The 22,809-nt window shown below is 59.3% G+C and carries 22 protein-coding genes; 10 read left to right on the top strand and 12 right to left on the bottom strand.

Going from position 1 to position 22,809, the window contains the following annotated elements:
• Window positions 1–4: 4 nt before the first annotated feature.
• The 3 genes from RDA78_RS26855 to RDA78_RS26865 all read right to left on the bottom strand — a co-directional run bounded on the left by RDA78_RS26855 (window position 5) and on the right by RDA78_RS26865 (window position 3,079).
• A complete protein-coding gene (locus RDA78_RS26855; protein WP_434052807.1) occupies window positions 5–1,528 on the bottom strand; it encodes a tripartite tricarboxylate transporter permease in 1,524 nt (507 codons plus the stop codon).
• A 7-nt stretch (window positions 1,529–1,535) separates the two neighbouring features.
• Window positions 1,536–2,075, bottom strand: a complete 540-nt coding sequence (locus tag RDA78_RS26860; RefSeq protein ID WP_434052808.1) for a tripartite tricarboxylate transporter TctB family protein — start codon at window positions 2,073–2,075, stop codon at window positions 1,536–1,538.
• 68 nt (window positions 2,076–2,143) lie between these two features.
• A complete protein-coding gene (locus RDA78_RS26865; RefSeq protein ID WP_434052809.1) occupies window positions 2,144–3,079 on the bottom strand; it encodes a tripartite tricarboxylate transporter substrate binding protein in 936 nt (311 codons plus the stop codon).
• Window positions 3,080–3,314: 235 nt separating this feature from the next.
• On the opposite strand from RDA78_RS26865, the gene RDA78_RS26870 reads away from it, so the two are divergent.
• The 3 genes from RDA78_RS26870 to RDA78_RS26880 are packed head-to-tail and all read left to right on the top strand — an operon-like array spanning window position 3,315 to window position 6,168.
• A complete protein-coding gene (locus RDA78_RS26870) occupies window positions 3,315–4,148 on the top strand; it encodes an IclR family transcriptional regulator (protein WP_434052810.1) in 834 nt (277 codons plus the stop codon).
• The gene (locus tag RDA78_RS26875; RefSeq protein ID WP_434052811.1) at window positions 4,138–4,800 is read left to right on the top strand and encodes an HAD-IA family hydrolase; all 663 of its coding nucleotides are present in this window, start codon (window positions 4,138–4,140) and stop codon (window positions 4,798–4,800) included. The genes RDA78_RS26870 and RDA78_RS26875 overlap by 11 nt, the downstream gene beginning before the upstream one ends.
• A 12-nt stretch (window positions 4,801–4,812) precedes the next feature.
• Entirely contained in the window at window positions 4,813–6,168 is a 1,356-nt protein-coding gene (locus RDA78_RS26880) for an aspartate aminotransferase family protein (RefSeq protein ID WP_434052812.1), read from the top strand.
• Between the two features lie 6 nt (window positions 6,169–6,174).
• Here the strand turns inward: RDA78_RS26880 and hpaR are convergent, their stop codons facing one another.
• Complete coding sequence (gene hpaR / locus RDA78_RS26885; RefSeq protein ID WP_434052813.1) at window positions 6,175–6,627, bottom strand: homoprotocatechuate degradation operon regulator HpaR; 453 nt, start codon at window positions 6,625–6,627, stop codon at window positions 6,175–6,177.
• A 106-nt stretch (window positions 6,628–6,733) separates the two neighbouring features.
• Here hpaR and RDA78_RS26890 point away from each other — a divergent pair, with 106 nt between their 5' ends.
• The 6 genes from RDA78_RS26890 to hpaH all read left to right on the top strand — a co-directional run bounded on the left by RDA78_RS26890 (window position 6,734) and on the right by hpaH (window position 12,772).
• Window positions 6,734–7,120, top strand: coding sequence for a 5-carboxymethyl-2-hydroxymuconate Delta-isomerase (locus RDA78_RS26890; protein ID WP_434052814.1), 387 nt, complete (start codon window positions 6,734–6,736; stop codon window positions 7,118–7,120).
• A 3-nt stretch (window positions 7,121–7,123) separates the two neighbouring features.
• Window positions 7,124–8,635: a 5-carboxymethyl-2-hydroxymuconate semialdehyde dehydrogenase gene (gene hpaE, locus RDA78_RS26895; RefSeq protein ID WP_434052815.1), complete on the top strand. Its 1,512-nt coding sequence runs from the start codon at window positions 7,124–7,126 to the stop codon at window positions 8,633–8,635.
• 63 nt (window positions 8,636–8,698) lie between these two features.
• Entirely contained in the window at window positions 8,699–9,679 is a 981-nt protein-coding gene (hpaD, locus tag RDA78_RS26900; RefSeq protein ID WP_434052816.1) for a 3,4-dihydroxyphenylacetate 2,3-dioxygenase, read from the top strand.
• A gap of 50 nt (window positions 9,680–9,729) precedes the next feature.
• On the top strand, window positions 9,730–11,127 hold the full coding sequence (locus tag RDA78_RS26905) for a pyridoxal phosphate-dependent decarboxylase family protein (protein WP_434052817.1): 1,398 nt from the start codon (window positions 9,730–9,732) through the stop codon (window positions 11,125–11,127).
• Entirely contained in the window at window positions 11,124–11,975 is an 852-nt protein-coding gene (locus RDA78_RS26910; protein WP_434052818.1) for a fumarylacetoacetate hydrolase family protein, read from the top strand. Before RDA78_RS26905 ends, RDA78_RS26910 begins: the two co-directional genes overlap by 4 nt.
• Window positions 11,972–12,772, top strand: coding sequence for a 2-oxo-hept-4-ene-1,7-dioate hydratase (hpaH, locus tag RDA78_RS26915; protein WP_434052819.1), 801 nt, complete (start codon window positions 11,972–11,974; stop codon window positions 12,770–12,772). Before RDA78_RS26910 ends, hpaH begins: the two co-directional genes overlap by 4 nt.
• A gap of 50 nt (window positions 12,773–12,822) precedes the next feature.
• On the opposite strand, the gene RDA78_RS26920 is transcribed toward hpaH, so the two are convergent.
• The 7 genes from RDA78_RS26920 to hmgA form a co-directional block, all read right to left on the bottom strand.
• Window positions 12,823–15,267: a methyl-accepting chemotaxis protein gene (locus RDA78_RS26920; protein ID WP_434052820.1), complete on the bottom strand. Its 2,445-nt coding sequence runs from the start codon at window positions 15,265–15,267 to the stop codon at window positions 12,823–12,825.
• A gap of 294 nt (window positions 15,268–15,561) precedes the next feature.
• Window positions 15,562–15,753, bottom strand: a complete 192-nt coding sequence (locus tag RDA78_RS26925) for a DUF2783 domain-containing protein (protein WP_434052821.1) — start codon at window positions 15,751–15,753, stop codon at window positions 15,562–15,564.
• A gap of 5 nt (window positions 15,754–15,758) precedes the next feature.
• Complete coding sequence (locus RDA78_RS26930) at window positions 15,759–17,363, bottom strand: FAD-dependent oxidoreductase (protein WP_434052822.1); 1,605 nt, start codon at window positions 17,361–17,363, stop codon at window positions 15,759–15,761.
• Between the two features lie 23 nt (window positions 17,364–17,386).
• Window positions 17,387–17,911 carry a DinB family protein gene (locus tag RDA78_RS26935; RefSeq protein ID WP_434052823.1) on the bottom strand — a complete coding sequence of 175 codons (525 nt, stop codon included), beginning with the start codon at window positions 17,909–17,911 and terminating at the stop codon, window positions 17,387–17,389.
• 3 nt (window positions 17,912–17,914) lie between these two features.
• Window positions 17,915–18,865 (bottom strand): MBL fold metallo-hydrolase, encoded by a 951-nt coding sequence (locus RDA78_RS26940; RefSeq protein WP_434052824.1) that lies wholly within the window; start codon window positions 18,863–18,865, stop codon window positions 17,915–17,917.
• Between the two features lie 87 nt (window positions 18,866–18,952).
• A complete protein-coding gene (locus RDA78_RS26945; protein ID WP_434052825.1) occupies window positions 18,953–19,960 on the bottom strand; it encodes a fumarylacetoacetate hydrolase family protein in 1,008 nt (335 codons plus the stop codon).
• Window positions 19,961–20,088: 128 nt separating this feature from the next.
• Window positions 20,089–21,462, bottom strand: a complete 1,374-nt coding sequence (hmgA, locus tag RDA78_RS26950; RefSeq protein WP_434052826.1) for a homogentisate 1,2-dioxygenase — start codon at window positions 21,460–21,462, stop codon at window positions 20,089–20,091.
• Window positions 21,463–21,684: 222 nt separating this feature from the next.
• On the opposite strand from hmgA, the gene RDA78_RS26955 reads away from it, so the two are divergent.
• Window positions 21,685–22,002, top strand: coding sequence for a hypothetical protein (locus RDA78_RS26955; RefSeq protein WP_434052827.1), 318 nt, complete (start codon window positions 21,685–21,687; stop codon window positions 22,000–22,002).
• A 27-nt stretch (window positions 22,003–22,029) separates the two neighbouring features.
• Here the strand turns inward: RDA78_RS26955 and RDA78_RS26960 are convergent, their stop codons facing one another.
• Window positions 22,030–22,500 carry a DM13 domain-containing protein gene (locus RDA78_RS26960; protein WP_434052828.1) on the bottom strand — a complete coding sequence of 157 codons (471 nt, stop codon included), beginning with the start codon at window positions 22,498–22,500 and terminating at the stop codon, window positions 22,030–22,032.
• Window positions 22,501–22,809 lie beyond the last annotated feature (309 nt).

Genomic DNA, 22,809 nt, shown 5'->3' on the forward strand with positions numbered 1-22,809 from the left:
AACCCTATCCTTGCTGTGTGGACGCTTCAGAATTCTTTGACGTTTCCTGTTCGCGCCGCGACTTGTGCTCCCTGATCACCGTCCTGACATGCAGGATCAGGATGAGCAGGATCATCAAAAACAGGATGGCGGCGATCGGGCGGTCGACAAAATCGAGCGGCGACTTCACACGCGCCATGGCGCTGCGCAGTTTCACTTCCATGATGCCGCCGAGGACCATGCCGAGGATGATCGGCACGATCGGCAGGTTGAGCCGTTTCAGGATGAGACCGAAGACGCCGAACGCAGAGGCGACCGCGCAGTCGGTGATCGAATTGCGCAGCGAATACACACCGACAAAAGAGAGTGTCAGGATCATCACACCCAGGAAACGCGTCGGGATCTGAATGATCTTCAGAAGCAGGTTTGTCGATGACAGCAGAAAGGCCAGAACGATGACGTTGAGAAGGATCAACGCAATGTAGATTGCAATCACGAATTCGAGCTGTCCCTGAAAGAGCTGGGGTCCCGGAATGACATTGTGGACGTAGAAAACCGAAAGCATCATCGCGGTCAGTGCTTCCCCGGGAATGCCGAGGGCCAGAAGCGGGATCATGGCAGCGCCAGGCACCGCGTTGTTGGCAGCTTCCGAGGCGACCAGTCCTTCGGGCGAACCGTTGCCGAAATCATCCGGTTTCTTCGATGTTTTCTGCGCATAGGTGTAGGACAGGAACTGTGCCGTGAACTCACCAACACCGGGGATCATGCCCATGAGCACGCCAAGGCTCGAGGAGACGGACGCGATCCTCTTGAAGCGGAACAGTTCGCTCAGTCCTGAAAAGAGATTGCCGTCGACATGGGCCTTGCCGGGCTTGTGGTCCTTGTCGACAAGGAGCAGCAGTGCCTGCGAAATCGCGAACAGGCCGAGCACGACGACGATCAGGTTGATGCCGGATGTCAGCCAGGTCATATCGAAAGTAAAGCGCTTGGTGTATTTCACCGGTTCCAGCCCGATGGTGCTCAGGAAAATGCCGAACGAGGCCAGCATGCCGGCGGCAAAGACCTGGCCGCGATGCGCCAGCACCACGAGAATGATCCCGAGAAGCGCTGCAAGGAAAATCTCGCGGCTGCCGAAATGCGGGGCGATCATCGCCAGAAGCGGTGACAGCAGGATGAGGCAGATAACGGAAAAGATGCCGCCGAAGAAGGAGGCGGAATAGGCGAGCGAGAGCGCGCGGTGGCCTTCGCCGCGCTTGGTCATCGGGTAGCCGTCATAGGTGGTCAGGGCGTTGACGGCGGTTCCGGGCGTGTTGATGAGGATCGCGGGAATGGCACCGCCATACATGGACGACCCGTACACGCCGAGCATCAGCGTCAGTCCGACGATCGGCTCGAAGGCGAAGGTCGCCGGCAGAAGAATCGCGATGGCGACCGCCGCGCCGACACCGGGAAGCGCGCCGATGATGACACCCCCGATCGATCCCAGAAGCAGTGCGACCAGGACCTGCCACTGGGACAGGATGGTGAGGCTTGAAAGAAGCGTTTCCATTGTCACCTCACAGGTAGGTCAGCGCGAAGGCTTTGAGCGGATCGGGGAATGCTTCGTAAAGCTGTCCGGCGGGTATCTTGACCTGAAGCAGCGCCCGGAAAATTACGGCGACACAAACGGCAAATGCACTCGCCACCATGAGAAAGCGGGGCGTCGCCAATCCGACGCGTACGGTCAGGAAGCAGGTAAACAGCACCGTTGACGGAAGGTAGCCGAGCAGAGGCACGATCGCGACATAGAGCAGAAAATAGAGAACGAACTCCAGCGACCGCAGCCAGAAGACGACCTCAAGCCATCGCCCGAGGATACGCGGCGAACACAGGGAGCCAATGAAGTGGAGCAGCGCAAAGAGGGCCATGAAGACCAGAGACACGGCCGGCCAGAAACGCGGCTGTGCAAACCATTTCGTGCGCTTGACCCAGGATGTTTCACCATAGACCTGCGACAGCAGAAAAATGGAAAACGCCAGAAAAACGATCGCAAAGACAATGTCCCCGGGGCGCCTGTGCCGCCGGAAAAGCTCCTGAAGTGTCTTGATATGCGCCATCGATCCCTACCCCTTGCCGTGCAATTGCCGGACGGCGGCCATATGCGCCGCCCGGACGAAGGCGTGGCTTATTCGCCGAGCAGTTCGGCGATTTTGCCGTTGACCTCTTTGTCGGAGGCAATCTGGGCGTTGGATGCATCCGCATCCTGCCAGTAGATCAACACGCCGGTTTCGCCGATCAGCTTTTGCGCTTCCGGCTTTTCGAGCGCCGCTTTTGCGGCGGTTTCGATTTTCGCGCGTGCGTCGGCCGGAACGTCCTTGTGCACAAAGAGACCGTTCCAGAGGGCGACGTCCAGATCCGAATTGAGCTCCGAGACCCTCGGCACGTCCGGAATGATCGAAATGCGCTCCGTGCCGATGCTTGCGAGGATTTTCAGATCATCCTTGCACGGCAGTACCTGCTGCAGTGTCGTGTTGATCACGTCGACATCGCCGGAGGCCAGCGTGTTGCAGTTCAGTTCGTCGAAGGCGGCATCGCTGCCGAAATCGAACTCGGAGGAAGCGGCGAGCGCCAGCGTGATGCGCGTGGGCGGCAGAACCGAGCCGAAATGGCCCAGCGCAACGTCGTTCTCCTTTGCGTATGCGACCAGTTCTTCCCACGTGGAATAAGGTGCGTCGCTGCCGGCAGCAATCACGAAGGGATAGGTCATGAAGATGCCGACCGGTTCGAACGGATTGGGCGTCAGTTCCGGAATTCCGATCAGTTCACCGGCAATCGGAACGGCCGGGACAAAGGAGCCGATGGTGTAACCGTCGGCCGGCGCCGTTGCGACCTCAACAGCCCCCGGGAACGGGCCACCGCCGCCGCCCGGCTTGTTCACGACAGCTGCCGGAACGCCGTACATTTCCTGGAACTCGTCTGCAATCAGCCGGGTCAGGACGTCCTCAAGATCGCCCGGAGGCCAGGGAACGATGAACGAAACGGGCTTTTCCGGATAGTCGGCCAACGCAGCGGTGACGCTCATCAGGCTGGCCGCAGTCAGGGCAATTGCATGCTTTCTCATTTGCTGGTCCCTCATCTGGTGTTTTCCGCCGATCTTGCCGACCGGTCTCGATGATTTTTTATTTGCTTTGTTAAAAGTTGTCATATTAAATAAATATATGTCAACCTCTAATCACGCGGCAACAGGGATATTCTCGCTCCGACCAATGGTTCAAATAATGAACCTTCGGTCGCAAAATAATTATTGTTTCATTTGTAACTATCTGTCAAGATAATTGCATCGCGTCACCGTCGGCATGTCAGAAACGCATGCCAACAAGCATTGGATACAGGCCGAAAAACCGATGGGAACCATCACCAAAGCGCTGAACCTGCTGAACCACTTCTGTCCGGGCCGGGCAGAGATCGGGCTGACGGAATTCAGGACGCTGAGCGGACAGGACAAGGCAACCGTTCATCGCCACCTGATCGAACTTGCGGCCAACGGTTTCCTGGAACAGAACCCGGTCACGCGCGGCTACCGTCTGGGCCCGGCAATCCTTCGGTTGGCCGCGGTACGCGAGCGCCTTTTCCCCGCGCGGTCAATCGTCGCGCCAATCGTGGAAAGACTGGCATCGGAACTCGGTGAGCTGGTGCACGTCTCACTTAGGGAAGGACTGCATCTCTCGCCGCTTATCCATCACGACGCCCTTATCCACGGCACACGTGTCTATTTCGACGAGGCGGAACTGCTCCCGCTCCATGCAACCGCCTCCGGCCACGCCATGATGGCCTTCGGTCCGGAACACCTGCTACGCGACGTTTTGGAAGGCGGTTTGCCGGCCTCAACCGCACACACGATCACCGACCCGGCACGGCTTACGGAGATTGTCGACGACGTGCGGGTTCATGGCATTGCCTTTGTCGATCAGGGCTTTGAGGCGGATGTTTCCTCTTATGCTGCACCGCTGTTCGGAGATCAGCCGGAGGCGATCGGAACGATTGCGGTCGCCGTTCCAACTATGCGGATGACAGACGACATGAAACGAAGGATCGGGGACGCGCTGCCCGGAACGGCGGCCGAGGTCACCGACAAGCTTGGCGGCGTTGTCCCGGCGCATCTGAAAAGGATCTGGGCACATGCTGCATGAAGCCCAGGCCCTTGTTCTCGATTTCGGCGGCGTCGTCACGCGCACCCTGTTCGAGACTCATGATCTGACCGAAATAGCCCTTGATCTGCCGGGCGGCACACTCACCTGGCGGGGGCCTTTCGATCCTGCGAGCGATCCGCTTTGGCGATCGATGCAGGCCGACGAGATCTCCGAGCGCGATTACTGGCGCAAGCGAACCGAAGACGTTGCCAAGCTGACCGGAAAGCCCTGGACGGAGATGTCGGATTTCGTCAAGGCGGCCCGGGGTGCCGACCCGGAGGCGGTCATGCGCCCGGAAGCCATGGCAGCCATCGACCAAGCGCGAAAGGCAGGCAAGAAACTCGCCATCCTGTCCAACGAACTGGACCTGTTCTATGGCTCGGAATTCAGAGACCGACTTCCCTTTCTGAAAAATTTCGACGTGATCGTGGATGCCACCTATACGAAGATCCTGAAGCCCGACCCGCGCGCCTACGCGCTCTGTCTTGAAGAACTGAAGCTTCCCGCAGGGGCCTGTGTCTTCGTCGATGATCAGCGCCGCAACATTGCCGGCGCTGAAGCCGCCGGCATGCAGACCGTGCATTTCGACGTGCTTGATCCAGCTACCTCTTTCGCAGACGCCCTGCGCCTGCTCGCCCCGTCATCCAGTTAAAGGAGCTCCGCAATGAAGGAAGCCAACTTCCTGAAGGAAAACAACGCCCGTCACCTGTGGCACCCGATGGCGCATCCGGCCGACAGCCTTGCGAACCCGCCCGACATCATTGTCGGCGGCGATGGAGTGGAGATCACGGATGTCGACGGCAACAAGGTTGTCGACGCAGTCGGCGGGCTCTGGAACGTCAATCTCGGCTATTCCTGCGCGCCGGTGAAACAGGCGATTTCCGCACAGCTGGACAAGCTTCCCTACTACTCGATTTTCCGTGGCACCACTAATGACGCGGTGATCGAACTCAGCATGATGCTGAAGGACTTTTTCGAGCCCGACGGCCTGAGCCGGGCCTTCTTCACATCTGGCGGGTCAGACAGCGTCGAGGTCTCGCTGCGGCTGGCGCGCCAGTACCACAAGCTTCGCGGCGAGGCCGGCCGAGTCAAGTTTCTCAGCCTCAAGAAGGGTTATCACGGTACCCACACGATGGGCGCTTCGGTCAACGGGAATGCCAATTTCCGCACGGCCTATGAGCCCTTGATGCCCGGCTGCTATCACCTCCCCTCGCCCTATACGTACCGAAATCCTTTCAACGAGACGGATCCGGAAAAGCTTGCCCAGCTCTGTCTTTCGGCCTTGGAAGACGAAATCAAGTTCCAGGACCCAAGCACCATTGCAGCCTTCATCATGGAACCCGTGCTCGGGGCCGGCGGGGTCATCCCACCGCACGAGAGCTTCATGCCCGGCGTTCGGGAGATCTGCTCAAAACACGGGATCCTTCTGATTTCCGACGAGGTCATCACCGCCTTCGGGCGGACGGGCAGCTGGACGGGCGCGCGGCACTGGGGTGTGGAGCCGGATCTGCTTTGCTGCGCCAAGGCGATTACCAACGGGTATTTCCCGTTCGGTGCCGTCATGGTCACGGACAGCGTGGCCGAGACGTTCGAAAGCGATGCATCCGGCAAGGGCGCGATCGGCTCCGGTTATACCTATTCCGGACACCCGGTCGGCGCGGCAGCGGCGATCGCCTGCCTGAAGGAAACTGAACGGCTCAACGTGAAGGACAACGCCGCCGCGCGTGGCAAGCAGCTGTTCGAAGGCTTGCGGAAGCTGTTCATGAAACACGAGCTTGTCGGCGACGTTCGTGGCGGCCACGGGCTGATGTGCGCCCTGGAACTCGTTTCCGACCGGTCAACCAAGACCCCGATCGACAAGGTCACGATCGGCAAGGTTCACCGCACCGCTTATGACAACGGCGCCATGATCCGTGTTTCGGGCAACAACATCATCCTGTCGCCTCCCCTGGTGCTGAGCGAGGCGCATGTGGAGACGATCCTGACGGCGCTCGACAGGGGACTGGCGGCGGCGGGGTAAAGTCAGTCACAGCTTCTGGAAATCATCCAGAATATCCAGAAGCTCCGACAGGCGCTCCTTGCCGATAACGTCCTCGATGCGGGCGGCGATCGCCTGCGCTTCTTCCAACTTGTCGAGGATGATCTTCCGTCCGGCTTCAGTGATTGCGACGGTTTGCTTGCGCCTGTCCTTTTCATCCGCCTGCCGGGTGACGAGACCTTTTTCAAGCAAGGTCTGGACGATGCGCGTCTGGCTTGGAAGCAGTAGGCAGGCGCGTTCTGCCAGCGAGGACGCATCCTGCGGACCGTATTCCTCCAGAACGCGCAAAATCCGCCACTGCTGTTCGGTGATGCCGGAATCTGACAGCATCTCGCGAATGGGACCCATGACCTTTTCGCGCGCGCGAATGAGCGCAATCGGAACGGAGCGTTTCGTCGACGGCAGTCCACGGCCGTCCTTTTTGTCCAAGTCGTCGGTCATTTCCGGCTCATAACGATTCCTGGTCTCAATTGACACAAAAAGTTTGACATTATCGACCACATATATATATTTAACATCGCAAATATTGTCTTGTTAAGGAAATCTGATGCCGCACATATCCGTCGAATATTCCGCGAATCTGGAACAGCGGACCGATATTCAGGCCCTGTGTGAGGTTTTGCGGTCCGAGGCCGCCGGTATCGAGGCTTTCCCGACGCCGGGTATTCGGGTTCGTGCATTGAAAGCTGAGCATTTCAGCATCGCCGACGGCAATCCGAAACATGCCTTCATCGACATTTCGGTCCGACTTCGCGCCGGAAGGCCTCAAGACGTCAAAGAAAATGCGGTGAAACGGTTGTTCGAGGCTGCGAAGAATTTTCTGAAACCGGTGCTTGAAACAAGTTCACTCGCGCTTTCCCTGGAAATGCGCGACATCGACCCGGATCTGTCGCCCAAGACGGGCACCATACGTGAACATTTGGGGGCTGTGTGAACCATGTCTGATCTGCAGAACAACATAAACAAGCTGCACGGATATCTTGCCCGTTTCAGGGAGACAGGCATCCTCAACCAGATCAACGGAGACGCATGTGCCAGCCTTTCCGGCGGAACCTTCGAAACACATTCCCCCGTCGATGAGAGCCTGATCTGCACGGTCGCCAAGGGCGGTGCCGCCGATATCGATGCCGCTGCCAAGGCAGCCAAGGCGACGTTCCCGGCCTGGCGGGACATGGCGGCCGGTGAACGCAGGAAGATCCTTCACAGGATTGCCGACAGGATTGTCGAACGGGCGGAAGAAATCGCGCTGAGCGAATGCTGGGATACCGGCCAGGCGCTGCGCTTCATGTCGAAGGCCGCTCTGCGCGGTGCGGAAAACTTCCGTTTCTTCGCCGACAAGGCTCCAAGCGCACGGGATGGCCAGTCCCTTCCCTCTCCGACGCTCATGAACGTCACGACACGTGTCCCCATCGGCCCGGTCGGCGTCATTACGCCCTGGAACACACCGTTCATGCTGTCGACCTGGAAGATCGCGCCAGCGCTTGCCGCCGGATGCACCGTCGTTCACAAACCGGCGGAATTCTCGCCGTTGACCGCGCGCATTCTGATGGAGATCGCGGAAGAGGCCGGATTGCCCAAAGGCGTCTGGAACCTCGTCAACGGCTTCGGGGAAGACGCCGGAAAGGCCCTGACCGAACATCCGGATATCAAGGCCATCGCCTTTGTCGGGGAAAGCCGCACCGGGTCGATGATCATGAAACAGGGCGCGGACACCCTGAAGCGCGTTCATTTCGAACTCGGCGGCAAGAACCCCGTCGTCGTGTTCGATGATGCCGATCTGGACCGTGCGCTCGATGCGGTGATCTTCATGATCTATTCGCTCAACGGCGAGCGCTGCACGTCGTCGTCCCGGCTCCTCGTTCAGGAAAACATCGCCGACGCGTTCGAGGCCAGACTGATCGAGCGGGTGAATGCGATCCGGGTCGGTCATCCGCTTGACCCGCAAACGGAGGTCGGCCCGCTGATCCACAAGACCCATTTCGACAAGGTCACCGGCTATTTCGACCTCGCGCAGGAGAATGGCGCAACAGTCGCCGCCGGTGGTTCACGGGTTGGCGACACCGGCTATTTCGTGCGGCCGACCCTGTTCACGCATGCGGACAACGCAATGGATATTTCCCAGCAGGAGATCTTCGGACCGGTGCTGACCAGCATCCGCTTCGAGGACGAGGACGACGCGCTCAGGATCGCCAATGATGTGCAATACGGCCTGACGGGCTATGTCTGGACGAACGACCTGACACGCGCGCTCCGCTTCACCGACGCCCTCGAAGCGGGCATGATCTGGGTGAACTCGGAAAACGTCCGTCACCTGCCGACCCCGTTCGGCGGCGTCAAGGCAAGCGGCATCGGCCGCGATGGTGGGGACTGGTCGTTCGAGTTCTACATGGAACAGAAGAACGTCGCTTTCGCCACCGGCACTCACAAGATCCCGCGTCTTGGCGTCTAGGCAATCATCGCCCAAGCCAACAAACCCTGTGGACCAAAACCCGATACCCGACAGGACAGGAACATGCCGATCCCAGCCCCGAACCTTTACCCGCCTTTCAACATCGTGCGTCTCAGCCACGTAGAGTTGGCGGTCACGGATCTTGCCAAGAGCCGGGCTTTCTATGTCGATACGCTCGGATTGCAGGTCACGGACGAAAGCACCGATGCAATCTATCTGCGCGCAATGGAAGAACGCGGCCATCACTGCATTGTCCTGCGCAAGTCTTCCGAAGCCTGCGCCCGCGATCTGGGGTTCAAGGTCTATGACGAGGACAGTCTCGACAAGGCCGCCGGTTTCTTTCAGGGCAAGGGCCTACCCGTCGAATGGGTGGAGCGGCCCTATCAGTCCCGGACATTCAGGACCCGCGATCCGCACGGCGTTCCGCTGGAGTTCTACGCCAGGATGGACCGCCTCCCCCCGATCCATCAGCAATACGCGCTCTACCGCGGCGTGAAGCCGCTGCGCATCGATCACTTCAACTGCTTTTCTCCGAATGTCGACGAGTCGGTCGCCTTCTACAACGAACTCGGGTTCCGGGTAACGGAGTACACGGAAGACGAGGAAACCGGCCGGCTCTGGGCGGCCTGGACCCACCGCAAGGGCGGCGTGCATGACATTGCCTTCACCAACGGCAAGGGTCCACGCCTGCACCACACCGCGTTCTGGGTGCCGACGCCTCTCAACATCATCGATCTACTGGATCTCATGTCGACAACCGGCTGGGTGGACAACATCGAGCGTGGCCCGGGACGGCACGGTATCTCGAATGCTTTCTTTCTCTACATCCGCGACCCCGACGGTCACAGGATCGAAATCTACTGTTCCGACTATCAGACGGTCGATCCGGATCTGGAACCGATCAAGTGGGACCTGAAAGACCCGCAGCGCCAGACGCTTTGGGGCGCTCCGGCACCGAAGAGCTGGTTCGAGGAAGGCTCCGTTTTCGAAGGTGCTGCGCTGCAGGCGTCCAGTCTTGCCGCCCAGCCGATTGTCGCGCCCTGATTTCGGGTCATAATCGCCCGGTCGATTCACAGGGCGTTGAGGAGGGAATCATGGACTGGGACGCGTTCGCTCACTGGGGCAAACATATCTCGGACTGGGCGGCGGACTATCACAAAACCCTGCCGGACCGCCCTGTGCGCGCGCAGACGTCCCCCGGCGAGATCGCGGCCCAGCTTCCGGCAACACCGCCGGAGATCCCCGAGGCCATGGAGGACGTTCTGTCCGATTTCGAACGCATCGTCATGCCTGGCATCACCCACTGGCAGCACCCGCGCTTTTTCGCCTATTTCTCCGCAAATGCCGCCCCGCCTTCCATGCTTGCTGAAATGCTGGTGACGACGATCGCCGCGCAATGCATGCTCTGGCAGACGTCGCCCGCGGCAACGGAAATGGAAGGCGTCATGGTCGACTGGCTGCGCCAGGCCCTTGGATTGCCGGATGGTTATACGGGCGTCATCCAGGACAGCGCATCCTCCGCGACACTGTCTGCGGTTCTCACGATGCGGGAGCGTGCGACAGGATACACCGGCAACAGGGACGGATTGTCGGCAAAGGGTAACCTGCGCATCTACTGCTCCGACCAGGTGCACAGCTCGATCGACCGTGCCTGCTGGGTCGCCGGTATCGGCCAGGAAAACCTGGTCAAGCTGCCAACGACCGGTCCGCGTTTTGCGCTTGACGCGGATGCCTTGCGTGCGGCCATCGCCGCCGATCTCAAGGCTGGCCATAAACCTGCGGGCATCATCGCGATTACCGGGGGCACCGGTGTCGGCGCATCGGACGAGCTCGGTCCGGTACGTGACGTGGCGCGCGAACACGATCTTTACACGCATCTCGATGCGGCCTGGGCCGGAGCGGCCATGATCTGCCCGGAGCTGCGTGCGGACTTCTGGCAGGGCGTGGACGGCTATGACAGCATCGTCTTCAATCCGCACAAGTGGCTCGGCGCCCAGTTCGACTGTTCGATCCAGTTCCTTGCCGACCCGCAGCCGCAGCTGAACACGCTGAAGATCGAGCCCGAATACCTCAAGACCTCGGGCGATGCCGTTACCAACTATTCCGAGTGGACCATTCCCCTCGGCCGCAGGTTCCGGGCCTTGAAGATCTGGTTCCTGATCCGCTCCTACGGGCTCGAGGGGCTGCGTCGCCGCATCCGCAATCACGTTAAGTGGTCCTGCGAACTCTGTGAGTGCATTCGAGGCATGGAAGGGTTCGAAATCGTGACGGAGCCGATCCTGAGCCTGTTTTCGTTCCGGTGCCCCGGAGATGACAGCGATCAGCAGCGGCTGGTCGATGCCCTCAACGACGACGGCCGCATCTACATCACCCAGGGTGCTTTTGACGGACGCAAGGTCATCCGCTTCCAGGTCGGCCAGTTCGATACCACACGGGAAGATGTCATGATGGCCGGGGACGTCATTAAAGATGTCTGGAGGAAGATAGCGTGAATTTTGCGACTTACTCGGCAGCCGGCACGACCTACTACGGAGCCGTCGCCCCAGAGGGAATGATCGCGCTCTCGCCGCATTTCCCAAACTGGCCAACGCTTTATGACGCCGTTGCCGCCGGAGGACTGGCGTCACTGGCGAAGGCAGCGAACGAGCACGCAGTCACCCATACCGATTACACTTACGAGATGGTCCTGCCGAACGCGCCCCGTATCCTTTGCGTCGGAGTGAATTTTCCCGACCGGAATGCCGAATACAAGGATGGCAGCGCTCAGCCGAAATACATGTCCCTCTTTCCGCGTTTCGCGAGCGGGTTCACCGGGCATGACCAGCCTTTGATCCGCCCGCCGGAGAACCACACGCTCGACTATGAAGGCGAAGTCGCGATCGTGATCGGAAAGAAAGGCCGGCGGATCCGGGCCGAGGACGCCTATGGTCACATAGCGGCGCTCACGCTGTGCAACGAGGGCACCATCCGCGACTGGGTGCGCCATGCCAAATTCAACGTCACCCAGGGCAAGAACTGGGACAGGTCCGGTGCCATGGGCCCATGGCTGGTCCCGTTTGCCGACGCAGCCCAACTGGACGAGGCGCGGATTGTCACCCGGGTCAACGGCGAGGTTCGCCAGGACGATTATCTGAAACGCATGATGTTCCCGATCCGCGAGGAAATCGCCTACATCTCGACCTTCATGACGCTTCAACCCGGAGACATCATCGTGACGGGAACGCCGACCGGAGCCGGTGCGCGCTTCGATCCGCCGCGATACCTGGAACCGGGTGATACCGTCGAAATCGAGGTGGAAGGGATCGGCATCTTGCGCAACGGCGTCGAGGACGAGACATGACACCTGAGGATCATGCCCGCGCCGCCGCCGATCTCCTGCAAGCGGAAAAGACAGGACGGCAGATCGGCCTCCTGTCCCGGCGCCATCCTGAAATCGGCATGGACGACGCCTATGCGATCCAGAATGCCATCTATGCCCAGAAGCTTGCCGAAGGCCGTCATGTCATCGGCTGGAAGATCGGCCTGACCTCCAAGGCCATGCAGTCTGCCTTGAAGATAGATATCCCGGACAGCGGGATCCTGTTCGACGACATGGCATTCGACACCGGTGCAACGGTACCGGACGGGCGGTTCATCCAGCCGCGCATCGAGGCCGAAATCGCATTCGTGATGAAGTCGGAGCTTGGAGGTGAAAACGTGACCCGCAACGATGTCCTGGCAGCGACCGGTCATGTTGTCCCCGCCGTTGAGATCCTTGATACCCGCATTCTGCGTTCAGACCCCGAAACCGGGAATGTGCGAACGGTCCATGACACGATCAGCGACAATGCGGCAAATGCGGGTATCGTTCTCGGACAGGAACGGCACTTGCCGGAAGCCTTTGATCTGCGCTGGGTCGGAGCGCTTGTGTTCCGCAATGGCGAGATCGAGGAAACCGGGCTTGGTGCCGGGGTGTTGAACGATCCGGCTGAGAGCGTCGCCTGGCTTGCCCGCCGCGTGGCCGGATACGGGCAGAAGATCGAACCCGGTCGCGTGATCCTCTCCGGCAGCTTCGTCAGACCCGTCGAGTGCCCGGCCGGGTCAGATATCCACGCCGATTTCGGCGCGTTCGGATCCGTGGACATCCGGTTCGACTGAACAAAAAAAGACGGCCCGGAGGCCGCCTCAAGTTGTTTTGGAGGCGCGCGTCACGCGGAGGCGACGCGCTCCAGGAAGGTTTCGATGCCCTTCTTCAAGTCGTTGCTGCGATTGCTGAGATCGCCGGAGGCAGCCAGAACGTTTCCGGACACCTGTCTGGTTTCCTCAACCGCATCGGAAAGACGGGAAATGTTGTTTCGCACGGCCAGCGTGCTTTCGGCAGCGCGCTGAACGTTGCCCGAGATCTCGTTGGTTGCGGCACCCTGCTGGGAAACGGACGACGAGATTCCCTGCGTATAGCCGTTGACCTCTTCCATCGTGTCGGAAATGGAGGCAATCGCCGAGGCGGCATCCGTTGTGGACTCCTGAATTGTCTGGATCTGGGACGAGATTTCCTCGGTCGCCTTCGAGGTCTGTGTTGCCAGTTCCTTGACCTCGGCTGCCACAACGGCAAAGCCCTTGCCTGCTTCACCGGCCCTGGCGGCCTCGATCGTTGCGTTAAGCGCAAGCAGGTTCGTCTGTTCGGCAATCGCCTGAATGAGGCTGACCACCTCGCCGATCTTCGTCGCTGCTTCCGCGAGGTTCTGCACCTTGCCGTTGGTCTCATGAACAGCACCCGTCGCCTTTGTCACGATCTCGGAAGAACGGGTCACCTGATCGCCGATCTCGGCAATCGAGGCCGACAATTCCTCTGCCGCGCTCGCGACATTTTCAACGCTGTTGGACGCGTCATCACTGATGCGTGACGTATCGCTTGCCTGCTCGGCGCTGCCTTCGGCAATCCCGCCGAGCGCTTGTGCTGTTTCAGACATGCCGGCAGCCGTTTCGTCCATGGCGCCCAGAAGGCTCTGGACTTCCTGGCGGAACCCTTCGATCAGGTTTTCGATTTCCGACTGGCGCGCGCCTTGCTCCTGCTGATGCGCCCTTGTCTCCTGTTCCAGACGCACGCGATCCCGCGCATTTTCCTGGAATATCTTCACGGTACGGCTCATGTCGCCGATTTCATCACGCTGGTCAGATGCAGGAATGACGACGTCGGTGTCACCATCTGCGAGCTGCGCCACGGCAGTCGTCAAGGCGCGGGTCGGCTTGGTGATGACGAGCGAGACAACATAGGCCAGCATTCCGCCGACAGCCACCGCTGTCACCAGGGCAAGGGCTATGAACCAGAGTGCGGTGTTCGCCCTTGCATATGCGCTTGATGACTGCGCCTCGGCCAGTCCGGTAGTGACATTGCGGACGTCGGCGGAAATCGCGATCAGGGCTTCCCGCTTGACATCGAAGCTTTCTTTCTCTGCGACCATGCCCGCAAACTCGGTTTCGAACGCGTCAACTTCCTGATCGATCCTGGCAACCGTGTCCCCGATCTCTGGAAATGCCGCGCTGTCGGCCTTCAGCGTGTTGGCGAGGTTCCGGATGATGCCGATCCGCGTGGTGACTTCGTCGGCGCTCATCGATCCGAACCCTGCGAAGAGCTCCATCGTTGCGGACCTGATTTCCAGGGACGCGCTCATGAACTTCGAAGCGTTCGCATTCACAAGGTCAACAATCCCAAGCTTCGACTGAGCGGTCGCGGCCGTTTTCTTGGCCTCGTCGGCCGTGTCATAGACGACTTTCCGGAGCTCAGACGCCTGGAGATGAAGCGTCTTGAGGTCCGCCGCCATCTTTTTCGCGATGTCCTTCGGGATCGCTCCTGCCGCTTCACCGGCCCCGTCCGTACCTGGCACGTGGTCCGCGATCGCGCCCGTGGCCGCGGACAGCGCCTTCAGGCTGGCGGGATCGACACCGTCCACCTTGAGTTTGGCCGATTTCTTCGCAGTCTTGACGAGCGCTGCAATTTCCTCGCGTGCGATCCGGGCATCATTTTCCGGAAGGTCACCGAAGAGTGCAGCCTTCTTGATGGACGCGCTCAACTCCGTCGAGGTGTCTTCTATGTGAGACAACATGCGTCCGACCTTGTCGGCACGGTTGCGCGTTCCGGAGGCTTTCTTGGATGAAGCTCCCGCCTCGCGTTTGATCTTTGACATCTGTTCGGAAATACTGACAGCCAGCGTTTCAAGACCAAGCGCAGAGTGCAACAGCTTGTCGACCTGCACCTTGCGACTATCGACGGCGGACACCACCCCCTTAAATTCCGTTCCAAGGCGGCCGACCAGCGATATGGCCCGCGTGGTCGGGTTTTGCGCCGATCCATCGCCGTAAGCACTGTTCAAGACCTGCAGGGACGCTTGAAGACTGTCGATCTGGCCGTTTGCCGCATCCGCCAGTTCCTGGCTCCCACCCGTGAGATACGCTTCCTGTGCCTGGGCCACCTGCTGCAATCCGGCCATTGCGGCGGTCGCCTTCGCGCTGATGTCGGACTGGGTCCGCAAACCAAGGATCGCAACCGTCCCTACGGCGCCCACTGCGGCAGCAACCAATATCATCGTGAGAAAGCCGCCGCCGACCTTGGTCGCAAAGCGGGCGTTCTTGAGTGGTGTAAGTAACCTGGACATCGTATCCCCCAACACTTTCGCAAAGTAAGCGCCGGGCCGGATAAACAATTGATGAAGAAAAGGAATTTCCTCAACGGGCTTCGAGGGTAAATTAAATCGAGCCTGAAACCTCATTTTGTTGCAAATGGATAGTCAGTATAAATATCAAATAGATTTATGCCCAAAATAAATAGCAACATCAAAAACCGGGTTGATGAAATCAGCCTTGCCGCCTCAAGTCGTCACACCCTCATTGGTAGATCGATTCGTTTTCGGCAATCAGTAAAGGCCGGGATCAAAACAGATGCCGATGTGCTACTTCCGTTTCGCTGCGTCGAGCAGTTTTCCCAAGACATCCGCATCCGCAATATGGTTGGCCATCAGGAGAATGAGACGCGCGTTATAGGCATCGCTCTCCGCCTTGCTGAGGTCTTCATGTGCTGCGAGCAAATCCGCATAGAATGCGTCCGGGCTTTCCAATTTCGGTGCAGTTATGTCCGGTATCATCTTCCTTACCATCCCGTAGCAGTTTTCAGGGCCTTGACAGCGTCTTCTTCGGCAAAATCGAGCCAGCGTGCGGCAACATGCTGATCCGGACGGATCAGGTAGACCGCCCTTTCAGATGTGCCCAGATAACGATCCTTCAGTTCCGAAGCGACCGCATCCTGCGGGATCGAAACGCCTTCAATGACAATCCCGCCCGCCTCCAGCATTTCCGGAACATCGATACCAATCCCCAGAAGAACGAACGAACCGCCAAGCTTTTGCAGGAGCCAGTCGTCACCCAGGGGCGCGTCAGCGGCAGGACTTCCGGGACGTGTGCGTTTGGGAAGCGTGGCCGCGTCGGGACCGTTCAGCGGTGATCCGTCGTAGATACACGGAACCGACAGCCGCCCGGAGTTGACCAGCGGACGCGCAAATTCGTAGTGCTCGGAAAGATCGAGAACGGCGTCCCTGAATATCCGGCTCATTTCCGATTTCGGCGTAATGAAATCCGTCGAGCGGGAGCTCTGCAGAATGTTCTCGTCAGCCCCGTGCTCGCGCTCGCTTGTGTAGCTGTCGAGCAGCTTCTCCGGCGCCTTGCCGTCAAGAACAAGCTTCAGCTTCCAGCCGAGATTGTCGACATCCTGGAAACCGGAATTGGCACCTCGTGCGCCGAAAGGCGATACCTGGTGCGCACTGTCTCCGGCGAAGATGACGCGGCCATGGCGGAACTGTTCCATGCGGCGGCACTGGAACGTATAGATCGACACCCACTCCAGATCGAACTCGACGTCCTCACCAAGCATCTGCTTCAGCCGCGGGATGACGTTTTCAGGCTTCTTTTCGTTTTCCTTGTCGATGTCCCAGCCTAACTGAAGATCGATACGCCAGACGCCATCCGGCTGCTTGTGCAGCAGAGCTGACTGGTCCTTGTTGAACGGCGGATCGAACCAGAACCAGCGCTCGGTCGGAAAGTCTGCTTTCATGACGACGTCGGCAATCAGGAAATTGTCCTCGAACACCCGTCCGACGAAATCGAGATCAAGCATCCGGCGTCCCGGTGAATTTGCGCCGTCACAGGCGATCAGCCAGTCGGCTTCGAGATTGTATGCCCCCTCGGCCGTCTCGATCGTGACAAGCGTGTGGTCGTCATAGCGGTGCAGGTTCTCGACCCGGTTGCCGCCGCGGATCTCCACGGGCTTTCCTTCGGCCTGGAGCGCCCTGATGCGTTCGACGAGATAAAGCTCGCAGTAATATTGCTGGAGATTGATGAAGGCTGGCCGCCTGTGTCCGGCTTCGGGGAGCAGGTCGAAGTTATAGACCTGCCTGTCTCCGAAGTAGACCTTGCCAAGGTTCCAGACGACGCCTTTTTCGACCATTTCGTTGCCGCAGCCGAGCCGGTCGAAGATTTCCAGTGATCGTTTGGCAAAACAGATCGCCCGCGAGCCGACGCTCACCTTGTCGTTGTCATCAAGGACAAGGACCGGGACATCCGCCTGCGCAAGATCAATCGCCATGGCCAGCCCGACGGGTCCGGCACCGATTATGACGACCGGATGGCGAACGGGCGCAGGCGCATCCTGATCGGGACTGTGCCTGTAGGGATAGAGCGGCACTTCGAAAAGCTTGGTCACAGATGAACCTCCCAGCTCACGCGTCACATATGTTTTTCCGCCACCGGATGGCGGCCAAACTCGAGAAAGAAGTCATCAAGCTGCGGCGGTTTCACACTCGTCCCGGCCAACATGGCATGCACCTGACCGCGATGATGAACCTGGTGCTGGAAAAGGTGCAGCAGCGTCGCGGCAATCGTCTCCTGGTGTGCGCCGTTTTCGCCTCTTTCGTGCAAGACCGTTCTTTCCAGATCCGCGTCCGAGAGCCCGTCACAAAACCGGATCAGTTTTCGGTCCAGCATTGCCTGCGCCGCCTTGAGATCCTCTGCCGTTGCCAGATGCGGTGTCTCGTATACCGTCAATCCCTTGCCCTCCTCGCAAAGCGCATCGAGATAGTAGCGATCGACCTCCCAGATGTGGTTGAGGGTCTCGTGAATGGACGGATAGAAGTTCGTCCGGTCCGCCTCGAACGCGCTTTGCGTCAGGCTGCAGCAAGCGGCGTTGAGCCGTTCGTTGGCATAGGCATTGTTGCGGGCCATGAGCCTGAGATGTTCAAGAAACGCGTTCACGGTTCAGCCCTGCAGGTCCGCCCACATTTTCGCGTCCCGTTCCGCCGTCCAGATGCGCGGCGTGTCGATGTCCAACGCTTCGTCATAGGCGCGGGCGACATTGAACGGCAGGCAATGCTCGTAGATGGCGTAATCCTTGAACTTGGGATCGCAGGCGGCTCGGCAGGCGTCCCAGGCTTCCTTCAGGCTCCCGCCCCGTTTGGCGACCTTTGCGACCGGTTCATAGGTCGAGCGGACGAAATCTGCCGTGGAGTCCAGCGCCGCATTGACCATGTCGGATCCGACAAGCGCATCGCCCCTGCCCGGCGCGATGGCATCCAGGTCAAACTTCCGGATCTGTTCCAGCGTGCCCGGCCAGTCACCAAAGTGACCGTCGCCGCAATAGCAGGCCGAGTGATATTCCACGATATCGCCGGTGAACATGACATTGGCGTCGGGCACATAGGCAACGATATCACCTGCGGTGTGCGCACGGCCAAGAAACATCAGGTCGACCCGGCGCTTGCCGAGATAAACCGTCATGCGGTCATTGAAGGTCGTCGATGGCCACGTCAGGCCGGGAATGCTCTCATGACCCTGAAAGAGACGCGGAAAGCGCTCGAACTCACTCGCCCAGTCCTCCTTGCCTCGTTCGGCCACCATGGAACGGGCCTTTTCGCTCATGATGATTGTCTGGGCGTCATAGGCGGACGCGCCCAGGACGCGCACGGCGTGATAGTGGGTCAGCACCAGATGGGTGATCGGCTTGTCGGTGACGGAACGCACCTTCTCGATCACCTTCTCGGCCAGGCGCGGTGTCGCCTGTGCCTCGATGATCATGACGCTGTCATCGCCGATGATGACGCCGGAATTCGGGTCGCCTTCGGCGGTGAAGGCCCAGAGATCGCGGCCGATTTCGGTGAAGGAGATTTCCTTTTCCGCCATGTCTCCGGCGGATGCGAATTGCTTGCTCATGTGACCTCCCAAGGCCGGTTTTCGTCTGTGTCCGACACCGGCATTCAGCAGGTGCGTCAAATGAATTTTGAAGCGGAGCGCCTTGCCTCAGCCTTTTTCGACTGTCTGTTCGATCGCGCCGAAGATGGAGTGTCCTTCCGCGTCGAGCATCTCGATGCGGACCGTGTCGCCGAACTTCATGAAGGGCGTCGTTGCCTGGCCATCATTGATGGTTTCGATCATGCGGATCTCGGCAATACAGGAATAGCCGACACCGCCCTCCGATACCGGCTTGCCCGGGCCTCCGTCGAGCTTGTTGGACACCGTTCCGGATCCGATGATCGTCCCGGCACCGAGGTTGCGCGACTTGGCGGCATGCGCGATCAGCTGTCCGAAATCGAAGGTCATGTCGACACCGGACTGAGCCCGGCCGAACGCTGTGCCGTTCAGATCGACATTCAGCGGCAGGTGCAGCTTGCCCTCCTGCCAGGCATCGCCAAGTTCATCGGGCGTGACGGCGACGGGAGAAAACGCGGAAGACGGTTTCGACTGGAAGAAACCGAACCCCTTGCCGAGTTCGGCCGGGATCAGTCCACGCAGCGACACATCGTTGACGATCATCACCAGTTGAATGGCGTTCAATGCATCCTCGGGGCTGCAGCCCATCGGCACGTCGCCGGTCACGACGGCAATCTCGCCCTCCATGTCGATGCCCCAGGCCTCATCGCGCATGCGGATCGGATCGCGCGGTGCCAGGAACGTGTCGGAGCCGCCCTGATACATCAGCGGGTCGGTCCAGAAACTGTCCGGCATTTGCGCGCCCCTGGCCTTGCGCACTAATTCGACGTGATTGACATAGGCGGAACCGTCCGCCCACTGGTAGGCGCGCGGCAATGGGGACAGGGCATCGTGCTCGTGAAACCGCATGGTCGGCACGGCATCATGTGACAGGCTTTCGGCGAGCAGCGCAAGCTTGGGTGCAATGGCATCCCAGTCATCGAGTGCTGCCTGCAGTGTCGGTGCTATGTGGCTCGCGTCCGTGCAATAGGTCAGCCGTTCATTGACCACCACCAGCTTGCCGTCCCGGCTGCCATCGTTGAGCGTCGCCAGTTTCATGAATTTCTGCTCCTTGTGCGTGTCGGCCCCCTCCGGCCAACAGAATTTTCGCCCTTAAGGGCCCTGGTGGCTTTGCGCCGCCTGCGTGTTTCGGGGCCCTCTTCCCGACCGAAGGCCGGGTTATTGCCTCAGCCCTTGTTCCAGGTTCCTTCCGGGGTCCCGTCAAATTTTTTCTCCAGGCTGTCCCAGCAGTCAATGTAGTCGTCCTGCAGCGGTGCTTCGCTTGCGGCGAATTCCGTCAGGTGTTGCGGGAACCGCGTTTCGAACATGAACGACATGGTGTTGTCGAGCTTTTCGGCCTTGAGATCGGCGTTGGATGCGCCTTCAAAGGCATTCTTGTCCGGCCCGTGCGGGAGCATCATGTTGTGCAGGCTCATGCCGCCCGGGACGAATCCCTGAGGCTTGGCATCATACTGACCGTAGATGTTGCCCATCAACTCGGACATGATGTTCTTGTGGTACCAGGGTGGACGGAACGTGTCTTCCATCACCATCCAGCGCTCGCGGAACAGGACGAAATCGATATTTGCCGTGCCGGGAACACCCGACGGGGCGGTCAGTACAGTGAAAATCGACGGGTCCGGATGATCGAACAGGATCGCGCCGATCGGGCAGTAGTTCCTGAGATCATATTTGCAGGGCGCGTAGTTGCCGTGCCAGGCGACCACGTCGAGCGGCGAGTGCCCGATTTTCGTCTGATGAAACTGTCCGCACCATTTCACCGTCAGGACCGAGGGAACCTCGCGGTCCTCGAAACAGGCGACCGGCGTCTTGAAGTCCCGGCGGTTGGCCATGCAGTTGGCGCCGATCGGCCCCCTGCCCGGCAGCTCGAATTTCTGGCCGTAGTTCTCGCACACGAAGCCGCGCGCAGGTCCTTTCACGACTTCGACCCTGTAAACCAGACCGCGCGGAAGTATGGCGATTTCCTTGGGTTCCAGCTCGATCACGCCGAGTTCCGTGCAGAAGCGCAGAACACCCTCCTGCGGAACGACCAAAAGCTCGCTGTCCGCGGAGAAGAAGTACTCGTCTTCCATGGATTTCGTGACAAGATAGATATGGCTTGCCATGCCAACCTGGGTGTTGACATCACCCGCCGTGGTCATGGTGCGCATGCCCGTCAGCCAGGACAGCTCTTCCTCAGCATGCGGAACCGGGTCCCAACGATACTGGCCGAGCGAGATAACGTCCTCGTTGATATTGGGCGCGCTTTTCCAATAGGGCAGCTCGATCTTTTCAAAGCGGCTGGTGTGCTTCACCGACGGGCGGATGCGGTAGCACCACGTCCTTTCATTCTGGTGGCTGGGAGCCGTGAACGCGGTTCCAGAAAGCTGCTCGCCGTACAGGCCATAGGCGCATTTTTGCGGGCTGTTCATGCCCTGCGGCAAGGACCCCGGCAGCGCTTCGGTTTCAAAGTCGTTGCCAAAGCCCGGCATATAGTCGAAGGCCCCGGAGTTGTGTCCGTTTCCGGTCAAATCCTGCGCGCTGTCCGTTCTCTGATCCATGATGTCCTCCCGGTGCGGGCTAAATTAGTTACATATGTAACCAATTTGATTTGAGAGTTCAAGAACCATCGGAGATGAATTTTCAGAGCGCTGATTTTGCAGAGATTTCCAGCCTTCCGGCCCTTCACCCGGCCAAAACGTTGCGGAATCCAGCGTGGACTGTCTTGATCAAAACTCGCATTTGAGTTAAATAGAACAAATCAAGAACATTTGAGGTCAGCGATGCAGTTTGTCAGCCCCTTGCAAGGTCAGTATTCCGCTATCCTGCGATCCGAGGCAGCCAGTCGTGAACTGCCGCCGACAACCGATGTGACCCGGTCGGAGGTCACGCAGATGATCGCCTACCTGCGCAAGGCGAAGGACCGGGCGGTTGAAATCCGCGACCGCGCACCGGCGGGCAGTTACATGGAAAATGTTCTGGGCCGGACGATCGACGGCATCACCCTGGAGCTCTCGCAGTTGGAGTATCTGCTTGCGCTGAAACCGGTCGACGTGGACCAGTCCATCGATTCCAAGCGCCGCATGAGGCCGGCGATATAAGCCACGCCACTTGGGGCTGGAGCCGCGTCAGCGGTACTTGGCAGCGGTGATGAATTCGCCGAATGCCTCGCACCAGACAAGGACGGTCGTATAGTCGTCGATACTCACATCCGCCGGCACATCGACAATGAACCCGTCGAAAGTCTTGACATCACCGAGCTGAACAGCCGTGTCCTTTATGGAGAGAAACCCGGCCTCGTCCTCAACGAATTCCTTGACGAGATAGAGCTTGTAATCGGGTCCGGGGGACAGCTCTCCCGTATGCACGATCTGCGCAGGAGAGATGCTGACCGTTCCCTCGCCCCAATGGAGGAAATCGCTGCCCGCAAGGTCCCGTGTCAGTTCCACCTGATACTGCGCGCCGGCGGCTGCCTCTGCCAGCACAGCTTCGCCCGGGCCCTGCGGCTCCGTCAGGAACGGCAGGAAGTAAACCCCGAGGGCGAATCCCACGGCCAGCACAGCGCCATGGGAGCACAGAAGGAAAATCAGCCGGATCATCTTGGGTCCTCTTGATCAAATACACGTGACTCAGCTGGGAAACACGGCGGCCCGTTCAACACACGGCTGAATGACATTTTCGTGGTTTCGGGTTTATTGCATGCCTGTCTCGAGATCAGCCAAGGGTACGGCTTCATTTATGAGGCCATCACCTAGTCACCTGAATCTGAAGTTCGACTCATTTTGCATAGGTCTTCGAACGAACTTCAGATTCAAGAAGGTGACTAGCAAGTCTATGTATCTAGTGCGGTTTACGAATTTGAAGTTCGCTTCGGAGTCTGCAGAAGCAATGATGCGAACTTCAAATTC

Origin of the sequence: Roseibium sp., from assembly GCF_051016195.1 — a bacterium.
Classification (GTDB): domain Bacteria; phylum Pseudomonadota; class Alphaproteobacteria; order Rhizobiales; family Stappiaceae; genus Roseibium.

Excerpts from the sequence above, each read along its gene's own strand:
- RDA78_RS26870 (WP_434052810.1), top strand. The coding sequence starts at position 3,315 with ATGTCAGAAACGCATGCCAACAAGCATTGGATACAGGCCGAAAAACCG.
- hpaH (WP_434052819.1), top strand. The coding sequence starts at position 11,972 with ATGACACCTGAGGATCATGCCCGCGCCGCCGCCGATCTCCTGCAAGCG.
- RDA78_RS26940 (WP_434052824.1), bottom strand. The coding sequence starts at position 18,865 with ATGAGCAAGCAATTCGCATCCGCCGGAGACATGGCGGAAAAGGAAATC.
- RDA78_RS26960 (WP_434052828.1), bottom strand. The coding sequence starts at position 22,500 with ATGATCCGGCTGATTTTCCTTCTGTGCTCCCATGGCGCTGTGCTGGCC.
- RDA78_RS26855 (WP_434052807.1), bottom strand. The coding sequence starts at position 1,528 with ATGGAAACGCTTCTTTCAAGCCTCACCATCCTGTCCCAGTGGCAGGTC.
- RDA78_RS26860 (WP_434052808.1), bottom strand. The coding sequence starts at position 2,075 with ATGGCGCATATCAAGACACTTCAGGAGCTTTTCCGGCGGCACAGGCGC.
- RDA78_RS26880 (WP_434052812.1), top strand. The coding sequence starts at position 4,813 with ATGAAGGAAGCCAACTTCCTGAAGGAAAACAACGCCCGTCACCTGTGG.
- RDA78_RS26920 (WP_434052820.1), bottom strand. The coding sequence starts at position 15,267 with ATGTCCAGGTTACTTACACCACTCAAGAACGCCCGCTTTGCGACCAAG.
- hpaD (WP_434052816.1), top strand. The coding sequence starts at position 8,699 with ATGCCGATCCCAGCCCCGAACCTTTACCCGCCTTTCAACATCGTGCGT.
- RDA78_RS26905 (WP_434052817.1), top strand. The coding sequence starts at position 9,730 with ATGGACTGGGACGCGTTCGCTCACTGGGGCAAACATATCTCGGACTGG.
- RDA78_RS26925 (WP_434052821.1), bottom strand. The coding sequence starts at position 15,753 with ATGATACCGGACATAACTGCACCGAAATTGGAAAGCCCGGACGCATTC.
- RDA78_RS26945 (WP_434052825.1), bottom strand. The coding sequence starts at position 19,960 with ATGAAACTGGCGACGCTCAACGATGGCAGCCGGGACGGCAAGCTGGTG.
- RDA78_RS26865 (WP_434052809.1), bottom strand. The coding sequence starts at position 3,079 with ATGAGAAAGCATGCAATTGCCCTGACTGCGGCCAGCCTGATGAGCGTC.
- hpaE (WP_434052815.1), top strand. The coding sequence starts at position 7,124 with ATGTCTGATCTGCAGAACAACATAAACAAGCTGCACGGATATCTTGCC.
- hmgA (WP_434052826.1), bottom strand. The coding sequence starts at position 21,462 with ATGGATCAGAGAACGGACAGCGCGCAGGATTTGACCGGAAACGGACAC.
- RDA78_RS26955 (WP_434052827.1), top strand. The coding sequence starts at position 21,685 with ATGCAGTTTGTCAGCCCCTTGCAAGGTCAGTATTCCGCTATCCTGCGA.
- hpaR (WP_434052813.1), bottom strand. The coding sequence starts at position 6,627 with ATGACCGACGACTTGGACAAAAAGGACGGCCGTGGACTGCCGTCGACG.
- RDA78_RS26875 (WP_434052811.1), top strand. The coding sequence starts at position 4,138 with ATGCTGCATGAAGCCCAGGCCCTTGTTCTCGATTTCGGCGGCGTCGTC.
- RDA78_RS26890 (WP_434052814.1), top strand. The coding sequence starts at position 6,734 with ATGCCGCACATATCCGTCGAATATTCCGCGAATCTGGAACAGCGGACC.